This window comes from Streptomyces sp. NPDC029292, assembly GCF_055569295.1.
In genome coordinates this window covers 349,328-363,723 of the sequence record NZ_JBVHXR010000008.1, presented here as the reverse complement: position 1 = coordinate 363,723, position 14,396 = coordinate 349,328, and the positions used below count along the sequence as shown (strand labels likewise).

Genomic DNA, 14,396 nt, shown 5'->3' with positions numbered 1-14,396 from the left:
TTGGGGGGGGGGTGGGGTGGGGTTGGGGGGGGGGGGCGGGGGGCGTGGGGGGCCGGGGTCCCTTTGGGGGGGGCTCATTTGGGGGAGGGGGGGGGCGCACCCCCCGTTTTCCGGGGGGGGGCGGTTGGGGGGGGGGGACGTCCCCCGCCCGCCCCGCGATCCGACTTGTACAACGCGATCCGACTTGTACAACGGACTCGACTTGTACGACGCGACCCGGCTTCTAAGACGCGGGCCGCACCACCATCGCCGAGCCGCCACCCCGCCGTACCTTCTCCGCCGCAGCGAGCCACTTCCCGTTCGGCAACCGCTGGACGCCCGTCGCCGCGCCGATCTCGGGGTTCAGCTTGAAGGAGTGCCCGATGGCCTCCAGCTGGGTCCGCAACGCGCTGTTGTACAGGCCGGGTTCGAGTTCCGTCTGCGCCGCGTTGCGCTGGCTGGCGCGCGGTGCGGCGATCGCGTCCACCAGGGGCAGCCCGCGGTCCAGGAACTCCGTCAGCGTCTGCAGCACGGTCGTGATGATGGTCGCGCCGCCCGGCGAACCGAGCGCCACCACCGGCTGGTTGTGCTTGTCCAGGACGATCGTCGGGGAGATCGACGAACGCGGCCGCTTGCCCGGGCCCGGCAGGTTCGGGTCGTGCACGGCCGGGTTCGCCGGTGTGAAGGAGAAGTCCGTCAGCTCGTTGTTGAGGATGAACCCGCGCCCCGGGACCGTGATGCCACTGCCGCCGGTCTGCTCGATGGTCAGCGTGTACGAGACCACGTTGCCCCACTTGTCGGTGACCGTGAGGTGCGTGGTGTTCTCGCCCTCGTACGTCGTCGGGGCGGCCGTTCCGGTGGTGGAGCAGGCCGCCGGGTCGCTCGGGTCACCCGGCGCGAGCGGGCTGGTGAGCACCGCGTCGTCCTTGATCAGGCACTCCCGCGAGTCCGCGTACTCCTGCGACAGCAGTTCCTTGGTGGGTACGTCCTCGAAGGCGGGGTCGCCCACCCAGCGCCCCCGGTCCGCGAACGCGATCCGGCTCGCCTCGATGTAGCGGTGCAGGTACTGCGCCTCGCTCGCCTTCGAAAGGTCGCTCTTCCCAAGGATGTTGAGCGCCTCGCCGACCGTGGTCCCGCCGGAGGAGGAGGGCGCTATCGAGTAGACCTTCAGCCCGCGGTACGTGGTCTTCGTCGGCGCCTGCCGCTTCGCCTCGTACGCCGCCAGGTCCTCGAGGGACAGCTTGCCGGGGCGGGCGTTGTATCCCGAACTCGGGTCCACCGGCGGCTTGTTCACGGTGTCGACGATCTCCTGGCCGAGGTCACCGTCGTAGATCGCGTCGACGCCCTTCCTGCCCAACTCCTCGTACGTCCGCGCGAGGTCGGGGTTCGTGAAGGTCGAGCCGACCACCGGCAACGAGCCGCCGGGCAGGAACAGCTTCGCGGTGTCGGGGAAGTTCTTGAACCGGGCCTGGTTGGACTCGGTCTGCGTACGGAAGGTCGCGTCGACCGTGAAGCCGTCGCGCGCGATCCGCTCGGCGGGCTTCAGTACCGTACCCAGCCCCTTGCTGCCCCAGCTGTCCAGCGCCGTCTGCCAGGTGGCGGGCGTGCCCGGTGTGCCCACGCCCAGCCCGCTGGTGACGGCGTCCGCGAAGGCGAGCGGCTTCCCGTTCTCCAGGAACAGCCCGGAGTCGGCGGTCAGCGGCGCCGTCTCACGGCCGTCGATCGTGTGCACCGTACGGGACTTGGCGTCGTAGTAGACGAAGTAGCCGCCCCCGCCGATACCCGACGAGTAGGGCTCGGTGACGCCGAGGGCCGCCGCCGTGGCAACCGCCGCGTCCACCGCGTTGCCGCCCTTCTTCAGGACCTCGATCCCGGCCGCGGAGGCGTCCGCGTCGACGCTCGCCACGGCGCCGCCGTAGCCGACGGCGACGGGCACCTTCGCCGCCGTGCCGGCAGCGGCCGGTGCCGCTGTCCCGGCGGCGGGTGGCGCTGCCGCGCCCACCGACACCACGGCGGCCGAAACCGCCAAGACCGCCAGATTCCGCGCAAGGGGGCGACGCATCCGTACCTCCAGTCAACAGCCGTCCGCGCAGCGTAACTTCACCGCCACGCTCCCGTCAGGACCCCCTCGAACACGGTTGCGTACTCCCGCTAACATGCGCGCCCATGAATGACGACGTGCGCAACATCGCCCTCGGCGTGGTCGCTGCCGGCATCAGCGCCGCGCTCGGCTGGCTCGCCCGTACCTACCTCTGGAAGCGCAAGCTCCGCCGCAAGCAGGCGTTCTTCGGACTGCCGGACAACTCCGAGTCGCTCCTGGTGGTGAACCGCGAGGCGGGCGGCCCGGAGCTCACGGTGATGCGCCACGACGTGTTCGCCCTGCTGGAGCTCTCGGCACTGATCAAGGACTGCGGCGCGCACGCCCAGGTGATCGCGCACGACGCGGCGCAGCAGGGATTCGGGGAGCGAACGGAATTCTGCGTGGGCGGCCCGTCGTCGAATCGACGGATGGCGGCCCACCTCCATTCCCTGCTGCCGGGCATCCGCGTGAACACCGACGCCGAGCCGGGCCCGGACCGCGGCGCCTTCCAGATCGGCAGTGAGCGCTACCGCCTGGAGCCGGGCAAGGGCGAGTACGTGATACTGGCCCGGCTCGTCGCGGGCGAGGACCGCGCGGCCAGACCGGTGTTCCTCTTCTGCGGCCAGCGCGCGATCACCAACCAGGCGGCGACCCGCTACCTCGCCCGCAACCACGAACGGCTCGCGCGCAAGCAGGGCGACAAATCCTTCGTCCTCCTTCTGAAGGTCGTGAACTCCCAGGCGTACGGCCCCGACGTCGTCGAACTCGTCGCGGACGTGACCCGCGCCGCGCACACCCCGCTGCCCACCCCCACACCACCGCGCAACTCACACCGGGCGAACTCATGACGAACCGCGACGATGTGATCCGAGCGCCACTGGAAGTCCGGTACGAAGGTGCGGCTGGACGCCCGCCTCACCGTTGCGACTCCGGGGCGGCGGGCGGCTGGTTCGTCCGCGACTACGCCACGGGCTTTACTTCGGCGGGAGCCAAGTGGTCAAGGTCGACCTCGCAAGCAAGCGGCTGAGGCTGGTGCGCGACGGGCGGACCGTGCAGTCGGTGCCGGTATCGGCGGGCAGGTCCAGGTCGGCGACCCGTTCGAGGTGACGGGCAGCGGCTCGAAGGGGAAGCCCGCGCCCGGGAACGGCTGCGGCTACGGCTACGGCTACGGCTACGGCTACGGCTACGGCTACGGCGAATGGAATCTGTCGTGGGCCGAGTGGCAGGCGAAGAGCGCACTCCGCTAGTGCGCAGGTGCGCACGGAACACACACTTCAGCGCGCCCGGTACGCACGAAATCAACACTTCAACAATCGTTACCCGCACGTAACTTACTGACGGGTTACCTCCGGTAAGCGACCGAGGTTACCGTCGGGTCACTTTGCACTGACACGAGTGAGGAGTGACCCGTGGGACACGGTCGCAACGCCCTGCGTACGTCCGCGGTCGGTGCCGTCTCCGCGACGCTGATCGCCACCGCCGGCCTCGGTCTGGCCCCCGCCGCCCAGGCCTCCACCGGCACGACAGGCATCCGCTTCGTCGACATCTCCGGAGACGGCGGCACGGTCCTCAAGGCCAACGTCGTCACCCCCGCCGGCGCCGACGGCACCCGCAGCTACCCGCTCATCGTGCTGCCCACCAGCTGGGGCCTGCCCCAGGTCGAGTACCTCGCGCAGGCCCAGAAACTCGCGAACTCCGGTTATGTCGTGGTCAGTTACAACGCCCGCGGCTTCTGGCAGTCCGGCGGGGAAATAGAAGTGGCGGGCCCACCCGACATAGCGGACGCGTCCAAGGTGATCGACTGGGCGCTGGCGAACACCCCGGCCGACGCGCAGAAGGTCGGCATGGCGGGCGTCTCGTACGGCGCCGGCATCAGCCTGCTCGCCGCCGCGCACGACAAGCGGATCAAGGCGGTCGCGGCTCTCAGCGGCTGGGCGGACCTGATCGAGTCGATCTACTCGGGCCGCACCCAGCACGCCCAGGCGGCCGCGCTCCTGGGCGGCGCCGGCTATCTCACCGGCCGCCCCAGCGCCGAACTCCAGCAGACCCTCAAGGACTTCTTCGCCTCGAACCTGTCGAAGGAGCAGGAGATGATCGCCTGGGGGAAGAAACGTTCCCCCGAGACCTACGTCGACCAGATCAACGACAACGGCGCGGCCGTCTTCATGGCCAACGGCTGGGGCGACACGATCTTCCCGCCCAACCAATACGCCAAGTTCTACGAGGAGTTGACCGGACCGAAGCGCCTGGAGTTCCGCCCCGGCGACCACGCCACCGCCGAGGTGACCGGTCTGTTCGGGCTCCCCAACGACGTGTGGACGGACACCGGCCGCTGGTTCGACCACTACCTCAAGGGCGAGGACAACGGCATCGACCGCGAGCAGCCGGTCCAGCTCAAGTCCCGTTCCACGGGCGGCTACGAGGGCTATCCGGACTGGAAGTCCGTCGGCGCGACCACGAGGAAGATCGCCCTCGCGGGCACCACCACCATCCACACGAACGTCGACTCGGGCGCGGACGGCGGGATCGTCTTCCTCTCCAGCATCCTCGACCAGCTCGCCCAGGTGCCCCCGATGGCGTCGATCCCGCTGCTGCCGCGCTACTGGGCGGCCGTCTGGCAGTCGGAGAAGTACACGAGTGCCCAACAGGTACGCGGCACCGTCAAGTTGCACACCACGGTCACCGGCACCAAGGAGAGCGGCACCCTCGTCGCCTACCTCTACGACGTGGGCCCGCTCGGCCTCGGCAAGCTGGTCAGCAACGCGCCGTACACCTTCCACGGACAGACGCCCGGCAAGCCGTTCGGCGTCGACCTGGAGCTGAACTCCACGGCCTACGACGTCCCGGCAGGGCATCGCCTCGCCCTGGTCGTCGACACGGTCGACCCGCTCTACATCGAGCACAACCCGTCCGGCGCGCAGCTGACCTTCTCCTCGCCGGAGCACGACCCCTCGTATGTGTCGGTGCCCCTGCGCGAGCAGTGATCTCCGGCTGCCGCCGGCCGGGTCTGGCCCTGTGAGCCGCTGCTTCCCCCTACAGTCTCGGGGCTGTGGGGGGACCCCCACCCGGCAGCAGCGTCCCTGGTTCGGCCGGTGCCACGTCCACGGCCTCGGTCTTGGGACTGCGCTGCTCCCACCGGGACACCCATTGGGCGAACCAGGAGAGCAGCATGCACATCCCGATATAGATCGGTGAGATCACCATCACCACGGGGATGAACGGCAAATCGTAGTCGAGGTTCGACGCGATCAGTTTCCCCGCGTGGAGGAACTCCTCGTAGGTGATCAGATAGCCGAGCGAGGTGTCCTTCAGGGCGACCACGAGCTGGCTGATGATGGCGGGCAGCATGGCCCGCACGGCCTGCGGTACGAGGACGTACGTCATGACCTGGGTCTTGCGCATGCCGAGTGCGAACGCGGCCTCCCGCTGGCCGCGGTCGACGGAGTTGACGCCGGAGCGGAAGACCTCGGCGAGCACCGAGCCGTTGTAGAGCGTCAGTCCGGCGACCAGCGCCGTCAGCGGTTGCGCCTTGAGCGCCACGAAGATGAAGAAGATCATCACCAGGACGGGCATGGCGCGGAAGAACTCGACGACCACAGTGGAGAGCCAGCGCACCGGCCGGTGGTCCGAGAGCCGTCCCGTCGCGAGCACGGTGCCCAGCGCCAGCGAGAGTACTGCGGCGATCGCGAAGGCCTTGAGGGTGTTGCCGAGGCCCCGCAGCAGCAGTTCCTGGATGCCCTTGTACTCGAAGGGCATCCACTTCGTGTACGTGAACTGGTTGGTGTCGAAGAGGAGATACAGGATCCAGCCGATCAGGGCGAGGATCAGGGTGGTGGACACGACCGCGTACATCCGGTGCCGCGCACGGGTCTTGGGGCCGGGGATGTCGTAGAGGGCGGTGGATTCGGTGGCGGTGGCGGTCATCGGGCGACTCCCCAGCGCTTTTCGAGGACATTGAAGATCGCGCTGATGGTGAGGGTGATGATCAGGTAGCCGACGGCGATCCAGATGAAGGTCCAGACAATGTTGTAGCCGAGCTCGCTGAGCGTCCGGTAGGTGCCGAGCAGCTCGGTGACGCTGAACGCTCCGGCGATCGCCGAGTTCTTGGCGAGGGCGATGAGCGTGGAGCCGATCGGCGGGATCACGGACCGGAAGGCCTGCGGCAGCACGACGTCGGACAAGGTCTGACTGAACGTCATGCCAAGGCTCCTGGCCGCCTCACCCTGCCCCTTGGGCACGGTGTTGATACCGGAGCGCAGCGCCTCGCAGATGAACGCCGAGGTGTAGCAGCCGAGCGCCAGGACCGCGAACACCTGGAAGGGCAGCACGAGTCCGAAGCGCGGCAGGCCGAGCAGCACCGCGAAGAACAGCAGGGTCAGCGGGGTGTTGCGCAGCACCGTCACCCACACCGTGCCGAAGGCCCGCAGGGAGCCGACCGGTGCGACCCGGAACGACGCCATCAGGAAGCCGAGCGCAAGCGCCAACGCCGAGGCGTAGACGGTGAGTTCGACCGTGCCGAGGAATCCTTCGGCGAAGGTGGAGAAGTTGTCTGTCAGTACGTTCATGCGGCCGCTCGTCCCTTCAGCTCGCCGGGTAACGGTCGATGGGGGGCGGGGTGGGCGCGGGCACGCCGGACAGGCCGAGCGTCGCCTCGTACGCCTTCTTCCAGTCGCCGTTCTTCTCGCGCGCCTCCAGTGCGTCATCGAGCGCGAACCGCAGCGCGTTGTCGCCGCGCGGGACGCCGATGCCGTACGGTTCCTCGGAGAACGGCTTGCCGACGACCTTGAGTTCGTCGGGAAGCTTCGCCGCATAGCCGATCAGGATCGCGTCGTCGGTGGTGACGGCGTCGACCTGGTAGGTGAGCAGGTTGTCCACGCAGACCGAGTACGTGTCGTACGCGACGAGCGTCGCCTCCGGGTAGTTCTCCTTGATGCGCTGGTACGGCGTCGAACCGGCCGCCGAGCAGACGCGTTTGCCGGCGAGGTCCTGCGGCCCGTGGATGTCGTTCTCGTCCTTGCGTACGAGCAGGGACTGACCGGCCATGTAGTAGGGGCCCGCGAAGCCGACGAGCTTCTTGCGCATGTCGTTGATGGTGTAGGTGCCGACGTAGAAGTCGATCTGCCCGTTCTGCAGGGCGGTTTCGCGGTTGGCGGAGGCGATCGTCTTGAAGCGGATAGTGTCCGGGGGGAAGCCGAGCGAGGCCGACATCATCCTGGCGATCTCGATGTCGAAGCCCGAGTAGGCGCCGGTCGCCGGGTCCTTCTCGCCGAGGTACGGCTGGTCTTCCTTGGCGCCGACCGTCAAGTAGCCGCGCTTCTTGGCGCGCTTCCAGGTGGGTGAGTCGGGCAGCTGAAAGTCATGGTCCACTTGGTAGATGGGCAGTTTGTCGGCGGCCGGGCCCTTGGTCGGCGGGCTGCCCTCCTTGCCGCAGGCGGCACTTGCGGCCATGGCGATCAGTGCCGCGAGCGCCGCGAGGGCACGGCACACACGTGTCGTACGGATCATCCGGTGCGCTCCCCCGCTCAGTGCTTGAGGATCTTGGAGAGGAAGTCCTTGGCGCGGTTGCTGCGCGGGTTGGTGAAGAACTCCTCGGGGGTGCGGTCCTCGACGATGCGGCCGTCGGCCATGAAGACGACGCGGTTGGCGGCGGAGCGCGCGAAGCCCATCTCGTGGGTGACGACGACCATGGTCATGCCGTCGCGCGCGAGTTGCTGCATGACCTCCAGGACCTCGTTGATCATCTCCGGGTCGAGTGCCGAGGTCGGCTCGTCGAACAGCAGCGCCTTGGGGTCCATGGCGAGGGCGCGGGCGATGGCCACGCGCTGCTGCTGGCCGCCGGAGAGCTGTGCCGGGTACTTCGGGGCCTGCGAGGCGAGGCCCACGCGGTCCAGGAGTTCGCGGGAGCGCCGGTCGGCCTGCTCCTTCTTGCGGCCGCGGACCTTGATCTGGGCGAGCGAGACGTTCTGCAGAACTGTCTTGTGCGCGAAGAGGTTGAAGGACTGGAAGACCATCCCGACCTCGGCGCGGAGCTTGGCGAGCTCCTTGCCCTCGTCCGGAAGCGGGTGACCGTCGAGCTTGATCGTCCCGGACTGAATGGTCTCCAGCCGGTTGATCGCTCTGCACAGCGTCGACTTGCCCGACCCCGACGGGCCGATGACCACGACCACCTCCCCCTTGCCGACGGTGAGATTGATGTCCTGAAGGACATGCAGCTCCCCGAAGTACTTGTTCACGTCATGCAGCTCGATCAAAGGATCGACGGCCATGCCCTGCCCTACCCACTCGCAGCTGTGTCGCAGTTGCCGCAAACTATCTGGACAAGAACGGACTTAATACTCGACACGCACTTTTCGGGCAATAGCCGTATTTATTGAGTTTTCATTTTACGCGCCGCGCTGTGTACGGTTACCCCTCCGCCACCTCCGCGTACAGCTGGGAGAGTTCGGGGGCGCCACTGGACGCCCACGTGTGCCCGGAGGCGACCACGTCGATCTCACGGCCGGAGGTCAGCCGTACCACGGGGTGGCCGTTGGGCCAGATCTCCCAGACGGCGCCCGTCACCGTGCGCACGATGACCGTGCCGACGTAGAGACCGGCGTCGTTGCCGAGCCAGGGCAGGCTCTCCTCGTCGTCGCGCCAGCGCGGCAAAAGTTGGTCGAGCGCCTCCAACGAGGCCGCGGAGTCGTCGAGTTCGACGCCCGCCAGCTGCGCGTGGGAACGCAGCAGCTCGCACTCGGAGAGGAGTTCGGCGACGCCCTCGGGGTCCGTCTCACCGTCGGAGAACACCGCGACACCGAAGGCGGGGCCGCGCTTCTTGCGCCAGTTGCCCAGGAAAGGGATGTTCATAAGCCCAGCGTGTCATTCACGCCGCCCCGCGCACCACAGGCGCGCGGAGCCGCGTCTGCCAGGGAGATCACGCCGGATTCGGGTACGCGGGCACGGCTGTACGTCGGGACCGTGGCCCTCGCACGGGGCCGCGAGGTGGCCCCGGCGGCCCCGGCGGACGACCCTAGACGTCCAGATCCACCACGACCGGCGCGTGGTCCGACGCCCCCTTGCCCTTGCGCTCCTCGCGATCCACGTACGCGTCGGTGACCGCCTTCGAGAACGCCTCGTTTCCGTAGACGAGGTCGATGCGCATGCCGCGGTTCTTGGGGAAGCAGAGCTGGCGGTAGTCCCAGTAGGTGAAGGGGTGCTCGTACTTGAGGGGCCGCGGGACCACGTCCGAGAGGCCCGCCTCGCGCAGGGCGGCCAGTGCGGCGCGCTCGGCCGGGGTGACGTGGGTGAGGCCCTCGAAGGCTGCCACGTCGTAGACGTCGTCGTCCGTCGGCGCCACGTTGTAATCGCCCGTCACCGCGAAGGGCCGGCTGCCTGCGGCGTCGCTCGCGACCGCCGCTTTCAGGGCCTCGAACCACTGGAGCTTGTACGCGTAGTGGGGGTGGTCCACCTCGCGTCCGTTCGGTACGTACACCGACCAGACGCGGAGGGGGCCGCAGGTCGCGGAGATGGCGCGGGGCTCCTCGACTCCGTCGTAGCCGGGGTCGCCGGGCAGGCCCTTGACCACGTCTTCGAGGCCGACGCGGGAGATCACCGCCACGCCGTTCCACCGGCCGGTCGCGTGTACCGCCGCCTCGTAGCCCAGCTCGCGCAGCTGGTCGGTCGGGAACTGCTCGGCGGCGACCTTGGCCTCCTGGAGGCACAGGACATCCGTGCCGCTGCTCTCCAGCCAGGCCAGCAGCCTCGGGAGACGGGCGGTGATCGAGTTCACGTTCCAGGTGGCGATACGCATGGCTCACAACCTACCGGGCGGGTCCGACAATCACCGGGGCCCGCCAGTTTCGGCAGGTAAACTTATAAGTTAGCCTGTCGTTCATGACCTCCGGTGATCGTGTGCCCTTGAACGGAGAAGAGCTGAGCCGGGCAGCCCAGGAGTTGGGCGGCGCTGTCGGCCGACTGGTCCGGCGGGTCCGCGCGGACGCCGCCGACGAGGCACTCACGCTGTCCCAGGCCTCGCTGCTCAAGCGGCTCGACCGGGAGGGCCCGGACACCCCGGCGGCCCTCGCCCGCGCCGAGCTGGTCCGCCCCCAGTCGCTCCTCGCCACTGTGAACGCCCTCCAGGAGCACGGGTTCGTGGCGCGCGGCCCGCACCCGACGGACGGGCGGCAGGTGCTGATCACGCTGACCGACGCGGGCCGGGAGCAGCTCCGGCAGCGCCATCAGCTGAGCCAGGACGCGCTGGCCCGGCTGATGGCCCGGCGGTTGACCCCGGCCGAGCAGCACGCCCTGTCCAAAACCGTCGGGCTGCTGCAACGGCTGGGCGAGGACTCGACCCCGTACTACATCCATCCAAGGAGTTCCGACATGCCCGCCACCGCTCTCGACGAGCGCTCCGCCCTCGTGCTCATCGACCTCCAGAAGCGCATCCTCGCCATGCCGACCGCGCACCCCGCCGACGGCGTGCTGCAGAACGCCACTCGGCTGGCCGAGGCCTTCCGGGCGAAGGGGCTGCCGGTCGTGCGGGTCCGGGTCGCCTGGTCGCCGGACGGCGGGGACATGCCCGTGAGCCGGACGGCACTGGCGCGTCCGACGACCGCGCCCCCGGCGGACTTCGCCGAGTTCCCGGACGAGTTGGGGCCGATCGGCGACGACATCGTGATCACCAAGCGGCACTGGGGCGCGTTCACCGGCACCGAACTGGACCTTCAGCTGCGCCGCCGGGGCGTCACCCAGATCGTCCTCGGCGGCATCGCCACCTCGATCGGCGTGGAGTCGACGGCCCGCTCGGCCCACGAGCACAGCTACCACCTCACGGTGGTCGAGGACGCGACGACCGATGTGGACATCGAGGCCCACGCGCACACCTTCGGCAAGATCTTCCCGCGGATCGCGGAGACGGCGACGACCGACGAGGTGCTGGCGCTGCTGAAGGGCTGAGCCTCAGACCTCCGCCGAGGATCCCGGCGCGAGCCGCAGGTGTTCGGAGCCGCCCAGGGCGCCGATCTGGTTGTCGTAGATCGGCCGGGCGAGGTCCGTGAGCAGCGCGTCGTGGATGTCGTACGCGCGCTGCGGCTTGACCTCGCGCACGTACTCGATGACCTCGGCGATCTTGTTCCACGGGGCCATGACCGGGAGCATCAGCGTCTCGACCGGCTGGTCGGGAACGGTGAGGGCGTCGCCCGGGTGGAAGACGCGGCCGCCGTCGATGAGATAGCCGACGTTGGTGATGCGCGGGATGTCCGGGTGGATCACGGCGTGCAGTTCGCCGTGCACCTGGACGTCGAAGCCCGCGGCGGTGAACGTGTCGCCGTGGCCGACGGTGTGCACGCGGCCCGGGAAGGCGGTGGAGATCTTCTCCGCGACGGACTTCAGGGTCCAGATCTCCGCCGCCGGGTTGGATTCCAGGCCCGCCCGCAGCCGTTCCTCGTTGAAGTGGTCGAAGTGCTCGTGCGTGACCAGGATCGCCTCCGCGCCGACCGCGGCGTCCTCCTCGCTGAAGGTGCCCGGGTCGATGACGAGCGTGCGCCCGTCCTTCTCGAGGCGGATGCAGGCGTGCGACTTCTTCGTGAACCTCATGGGTCCCATCCTGCCCCCGGCTCGTTGCCGGGGCTCACTCCTGCGGCGTGGTCTCCTCCCGGATGACCTGCTGCGCCACCTTGAAGGCGCTGTTCGCGGCCGGTACGCCGCAGTAGACGGCCGCCTGGAGGAGCACCTCCTTGATCTCGACGGGGGTGAGACCGTTACGGAGGGCGGCCCGGGTGTGGAAGGCGAGCTCGTCGAGGTGGCCGCCCGCGACCAGCGCGGTGAGCGTGACACAGCTGCGCGCGCGCCGGTCGAGTCCGGGCCGGTCCCAGATCTCGCCCCACGCGTAGCGGGTGATGAACTCCTGGAAGTCCCCGGAGAACGCGTCCGCCGTCGCCAGCGCCCGGTCGACATGCGCGTCGCCGAGCACCTCGCGGCGGACCTTGATCCCGGCGTCGTACGGATCCGGGCGCCCCAGCACCTCGGGCTGGGCCACGGCCGGGGCGATCTCGGCGACGGGCGCGGCCTGCGGGGGCGGGGGCGGAGCCAGCACCGGCTTCACCGGGGCCGCCGGGATGGCCATCTGACCGGTCGTGGAGTCGAAGGCGGGCTGCCAGGCGGAGGAGAAGTGCCGGACCAGCAGGTCCGTGACCGCGGCGGGCTGCTCCACCGGCACCAGGTGCGAGGCGCCGGGCACGACCGCGAGCCGGGCATCCGGTATCCCGGCGACCAGCGTGCGTGCCTCGGCGGGCCCGGTGACCTGGTCGTCCGAGCCGACCAGGACGAGGGTCGGGACGCCGATACGGGTGAGCTCGACGCGTACGTCGAACGCGGCGAGCGCCTCGCAGGCCGCGATGTAGCAGCCGGGGTCGGTGGTGCGCACCATCTGCACGGCCCACTCGGTGATCGCGGGCTGGGCGGCGGCGAACCCGCCGGTGAACCACCGCTCGGGCGACGTGCGGGCGATCGGGTCGAGCCCGTTCGTCCGTACGATCACACCGCGCTGCCGGAACTCGTCGGCCGAGCCGAAACGGGGTGAGGAGGCGATCACCGCCAGCGAGGCGATCCGCTCCGGGTGACGCAGGGCCAGCTCGATCCCGATGGCCCCGCCGAACGCACAGCCCGCGTAGCCGAAGCGCTGCACGCCGAGCCCGTCGAGCGTGGCCAGCAGCCGCCCGGCGAGTTCGGTGACCGAACCCGCCGGATACGCGGGTGCTCCGCCGTGTCCCGGCAGGTCGAACCGGAAGATCCGCCAGTTCTTGGACAGCTCCGGGACCTGCCGGTCCCACATGTGCCATGTGGTACCCAGTGAGGGACCGAGGATCAGGACCGGGGCGTCTTCTGGCCCGTCAAAGCGGTATTGCAGGGTGTTCATCGGTGTCTCACTCACCCGCCTGACCCTCTCATCTGTCACGGACGCCCCTATAACGGGGGGTCGGTGGAGACCGTCCGGACCAGGTTGAAGACCTCGCGGGCGGCATATCGCTTGAGGCAACGGATGATCTCACGACGGGTTTTGCCCTCCTGGGTGCGGCGCTCGTAGTACGCCTGGGTACGCGGGTCGTGGCGCAGCCGGGTGAACACGATGCGGTGCAGAGCGGCATTCGCCTGCCGGTCGCCGCCGTGGTTGAGCCGCCGTGAGCTCCGACCGCCCGAGGAGTACTCGATGGGGCTGACTCCGCACAGAGCGGCGAAAGACGCCTCGGTGCTCAGCCGCTCGGGATTGTCGCCCATGGTGATCAGGAGCGTGACAGCGGAGTCCGGGCCGATACCAACCGGCGCGAGCAGCTGCGGGGCATGGCGTTCAACGAGCCCGGTCAATTGCTGATTCAGCTGATCGATCTGCCCGGTGAGCTGCTCGATGCGCTGAGCCAGCATGGTGGCCTCGGCTACAGGGTCCTCATCGCTCCCGCCGGCCTCGCCCTCGCGCGGACTCAGGCGTGCGCAGGTGCGGAACAGTTCGCGTTGCCCAGGCCAGACAGCCGTTCCCGCAGGACCGGGTCGGCTACGACCAGAACGGCCTTGAGCTGGTTGATCGCCTGGGTGCGGGCCTTGACCGGGGAATCCTTGGCGAGCTTGAACATCCGAGCACTCTGCACCGGACCGTCGCCAGTCTTCGCCCGCGCCTGGGCGCGACCGCTGAGCACGGCCCGCGCGGCGGCCTGTGCGTCGAGCGGGTCTGACTTCCCAAGCAGCCGGCGGGCCGAGCGGTCGGGCCGGTTCAGCTCGAACACCGCGACATGCTGCGCCAGCAGGTACCGCGACAGACCCGCGCCGAAGGTACCGGTGCCCTCCACCCGGCCCGCCGCACCATGCCTAACTTGCGGGCCCAGGCGAGCAGCCGACGGTAGCCGACCGCCGTGACCGGAAAGGACTTGGTGCCCAGGATCTGGCCCAGTGGGCAGACCACTGCGGCGACATGAACCTCGCCGTGCGTGTCCACGCCCAGGACGACCTCGCCCCACGCGGGCGGGCCTGTGCTGGTGGAAGAGGTGCTGCGCTTTCTGGTCGTCATGGTGGTCTGCCTCCCGCGTGGTGATGTGCTGGGTGGCCAGCACCTGCCGGTCGGGCGGTCTGAACCGTGGTGGCGCCTGAAAGACGGCAAGGCCCCTATTGGGACACACCCTGTGGCTCGGTGACAGCAGGCACCATCCCGCAACGGCAGTCGACAGGCCCGTGACAAGACACTTCGGTCAAAGGTGTCATGAGTCAGACCCCCGTCCGGAACGGTGTTGCGCAACCGTCCCACTACCCCCAGCACAACCGCATGACCCGACCGCTCCCGGGACACTTCGTCCGAACCGGTACTAGACCTGGC

Annotated in this window: 12 protein-coding genes and 3 pseudogenes; 5 read left to right on the top strand and 10 right to left on the bottom strand. The window is 69.1% G+C overall.

Annotated elements, in window-relative coordinates:
* Positions 1-223: 223 nt before the first annotated feature.
* Positions 224-2,041 (bottom strand): gamma-glutamyltransferase, encoded by a 1,818-nt coding sequence (ggt, locus tag ACZ4WS_RS20465; protein WP_467982231.1) that lies wholly within the window; start codon positions 2,039-2,041, stop codon positions 224-226.
* Between the two features lie 104 nt (positions 2,042-2,145).
* Between ggt and ACZ4WS_RS20460 the strand changes: the two genes are divergently transcribed.
* The 3 genes and pseudogenes from ACZ4WS_RS20460 to ACZ4WS_RS20450 all read left to right on the top strand — a co-directional run bounded on the left by ACZ4WS_RS20460 (position 2,146) and on the right by ACZ4WS_RS20450 (position 5,043).
* On the top strand, positions 2,146-2,907 hold the full coding sequence (locus ACZ4WS_RS20460) for a hypothetical protein (protein ID WP_467982230.1): 762 nt from the start codon (positions 2,146-2,148) through the stop codon (positions 2,905-2,907).
* 27 nt (positions 2,908-2,934) lie between these two features.
* A pseudogene (locus ACZ4WS_RS20455) lies at positions 2,935-3,306 on the top strand (hypothetical protein); the annotation flags it as partial.
* A 162-nt stretch (positions 3,307-3,468) separates the two neighbouring features.
* Positions 3,469-5,043 carry an alpha/beta fold hydrolase gene (locus ACZ4WS_RS20450; protein ID WP_467982228.1) on the top strand — a complete coding sequence of 525 codons (1,575 nt, stop codon included), beginning with the start codon at positions 3,469-3,471 and terminating at the stop codon, positions 5,041-5,043.
* 49 nt (positions 5,044-5,092) lie between these two features.
* Here ACZ4WS_RS20450 and ACZ4WS_RS20445 read toward each other — a convergent pair whose 3' ends face one another.
* The 6 genes from ACZ4WS_RS20445 to ACZ4WS_RS20420 all read right to left on the bottom strand — a co-directional run bounded on the left by ACZ4WS_RS20445 (position 5,093) and on the right by ACZ4WS_RS20420 (position 9,848).
* Entirely contained in the window at positions 5,093-5,983 is an 891-nt protein-coding gene (locus ACZ4WS_RS20445; protein WP_467982226.1) for an amino acid ABC transporter permease, read from the bottom strand.
* A complete protein-coding gene (locus ACZ4WS_RS20440; RefSeq protein ID WP_467982224.1) occupies positions 5,980-6,624 on the bottom strand; it encodes an amino acid ABC transporter permease in 645 nt (214 codons plus the stop codon). Before ACZ4WS_RS20440 ends, ACZ4WS_RS20445 begins: the two co-directional genes overlap by 4 nt.
* A 16-nt stretch (positions 6,625-6,640) precedes the next feature.
* Complete coding sequence (locus ACZ4WS_RS20435; RefSeq protein WP_467982223.1) at positions 6,641-7,564, bottom strand: glutamate ABC transporter substrate-binding protein; 924 nt, start codon at positions 7,562-7,564, stop codon at positions 6,641-6,643.
* Positions 7,565-7,581: 17 nt separating this feature from the next.
* Entirely contained in the window at positions 7,582-8,325 is a 744-nt protein-coding gene (locus ACZ4WS_RS20430; RefSeq protein WP_467982221.1) for an amino acid ABC transporter ATP-binding protein, read from the bottom strand.
* A 139-nt stretch (positions 8,326-8,464) separates the two neighbouring features.
* Positions 8,465-8,905, bottom strand: coding sequence for a DUF6278 family protein (locus ACZ4WS_RS20425; protein ID WP_467982219.1), 441 nt, complete (start codon positions 8,903-8,905; stop codon positions 8,465-8,467).
* A 163-nt stretch (positions 8,906-9,068) separates the two neighbouring features.
* The gene (locus ACZ4WS_RS20420; protein WP_467982217.1) at positions 9,069-9,848 is read right to left on the bottom strand and encodes an exodeoxyribonuclease III; all 780 of its coding nucleotides are present in this window, start codon (positions 9,846-9,848) and stop codon (positions 9,069-9,071) included.
* 83 nt (positions 9,849-9,931) lie between these two features.
* Between ACZ4WS_RS20420 and ACZ4WS_RS20415 the strand changes: the two are divergent.
* Together ACZ4WS_RS20415 and ACZ4WS_RS20410 are read left to right on the top strand one after the other, a co-directional pair.
* Positions 9,932-10,216, top strand: a pseudogene (locus ACZ4WS_RS20415) (MarR family winged helix-turn-helix transcriptional regulator); the annotation flags it as partial.
* Positions 10,217-10,420: 204 nt separating this feature from the next.
* The gene (locus ACZ4WS_RS20410) at positions 10,421-10,993 is read left to right on the top strand and encodes an isochorismatase family protein (RefSeq protein ID WP_467982276.1); all 573 of its coding nucleotides are present in this window, start codon (positions 10,421-10,423) and stop codon (positions 10,991-10,993) included.
* Between the two features lie 3 nt (positions 10,994-10,996).
* Here the strand turns inward: ACZ4WS_RS20410 and ACZ4WS_RS20405 are convergent, their stop codons facing one another.
* From ACZ4WS_RS20405 to ACZ4WS_RS20395, 3 genes and pseudogenes are all read right to left on the bottom strand, one after another.
* Positions 10,997-11,632 (bottom strand): MBL fold metallo-hydrolase, encoded by a 636-nt coding sequence (locus tag ACZ4WS_RS20405; RefSeq protein WP_467982214.1) that lies wholly within the window; start codon positions 11,630-11,632, stop codon positions 10,997-10,999.
* Positions 11,633-11,666: 34 nt separating this feature from the next.
* On the bottom strand, positions 11,667-12,968 hold the full coding sequence (gene pcaDC, locus ACZ4WS_RS20400; RefSeq protein WP_467982212.1) for a bifunctional 3-oxoadipate enol-lactonase/4-carboxymuconolactone decarboxylase PcaDC: 1,302 nt from the start codon (positions 12,966-12,968) through the stop codon (positions 11,667-11,669).
* A 32-nt stretch (positions 12,969-13,000) separates the two neighbouring features.
* Positions 13,001-14,093 (bottom strand): annotated as a pseudogene (locus ACZ4WS_RS20395) (IS110 family RNA-guided transposase).
* Positions 14,094-14,396 lie beyond the last annotated feature (303 nt).

Excerpts from the sequence above, each read along its gene's own strand:
- ACZ4WS_RS20405 (WP_467982214.1), bottom strand. The coding sequence starts at position 11,632 with ATGAGGTTCACGAAGAAGTCGCACGCCTGCATCCGCCTCGAGAAGGAC.
- ACZ4WS_RS20425 (WP_467982219.1), bottom strand. The coding sequence starts at position 8,905 with ATGAACATCCCTTTCCTGGGCAACTGGCGCAAGAAGCGCGGCCCCGCC.
- ggt (WP_467982231.1), bottom strand. The coding sequence starts at position 2,041 with ATGCGTCGCCCCCTTGCGCGGAATCTGGCGGTCTTGGCGGTTTCGGCC.
- ACZ4WS_RS20440 (WP_467982224.1), bottom strand. The coding sequence starts at position 6,624 with ATGAACGTACTGACAGACAACTTCTCCACCTTCGCCGAAGGATTCCTC.
- ACZ4WS_RS20420 (WP_467982217.1), bottom strand. The coding sequence starts at position 9,848 with ATGCGTATCGCCACCTGGAACGTGAACTCGATCACCGCCCGTCTCCCG.
- ACZ4WS_RS20435 (WP_467982223.1), bottom strand. The coding sequence starts at position 7,564 with ATGATCCGTACGACACGTGTGTGCCGTGCCCTCGCGGCGCTCGCGGCA.
- ACZ4WS_RS20445 (WP_467982226.1), bottom strand. The coding sequence starts at position 5,983 with ATGACCGCCACCGCCACCGAATCCACCGCCCTCTACGACATCCCCGGC.
- ACZ4WS_RS20410 (WP_467982276.1), top strand. The coding sequence starts at position 10,421 with ATGCCCGCCACCGCTCTCGACGAGCGCTCCGCCCTCGTGCTCATCGAC.
- ACZ4WS_RS20430 (WP_467982221.1), bottom strand. The coding sequence starts at position 8,325 with ATGGCCGTCGATCCTTTGATCGAGCTGCATGACGTGAACAAGTACTTC.
- ACZ4WS_RS20460 (WP_467982230.1), top strand. The coding sequence starts at position 2,146 with ATGAATGACGACGTGCGCAACATCGCCCTCGGCGTGGTCGCTGCCGGC.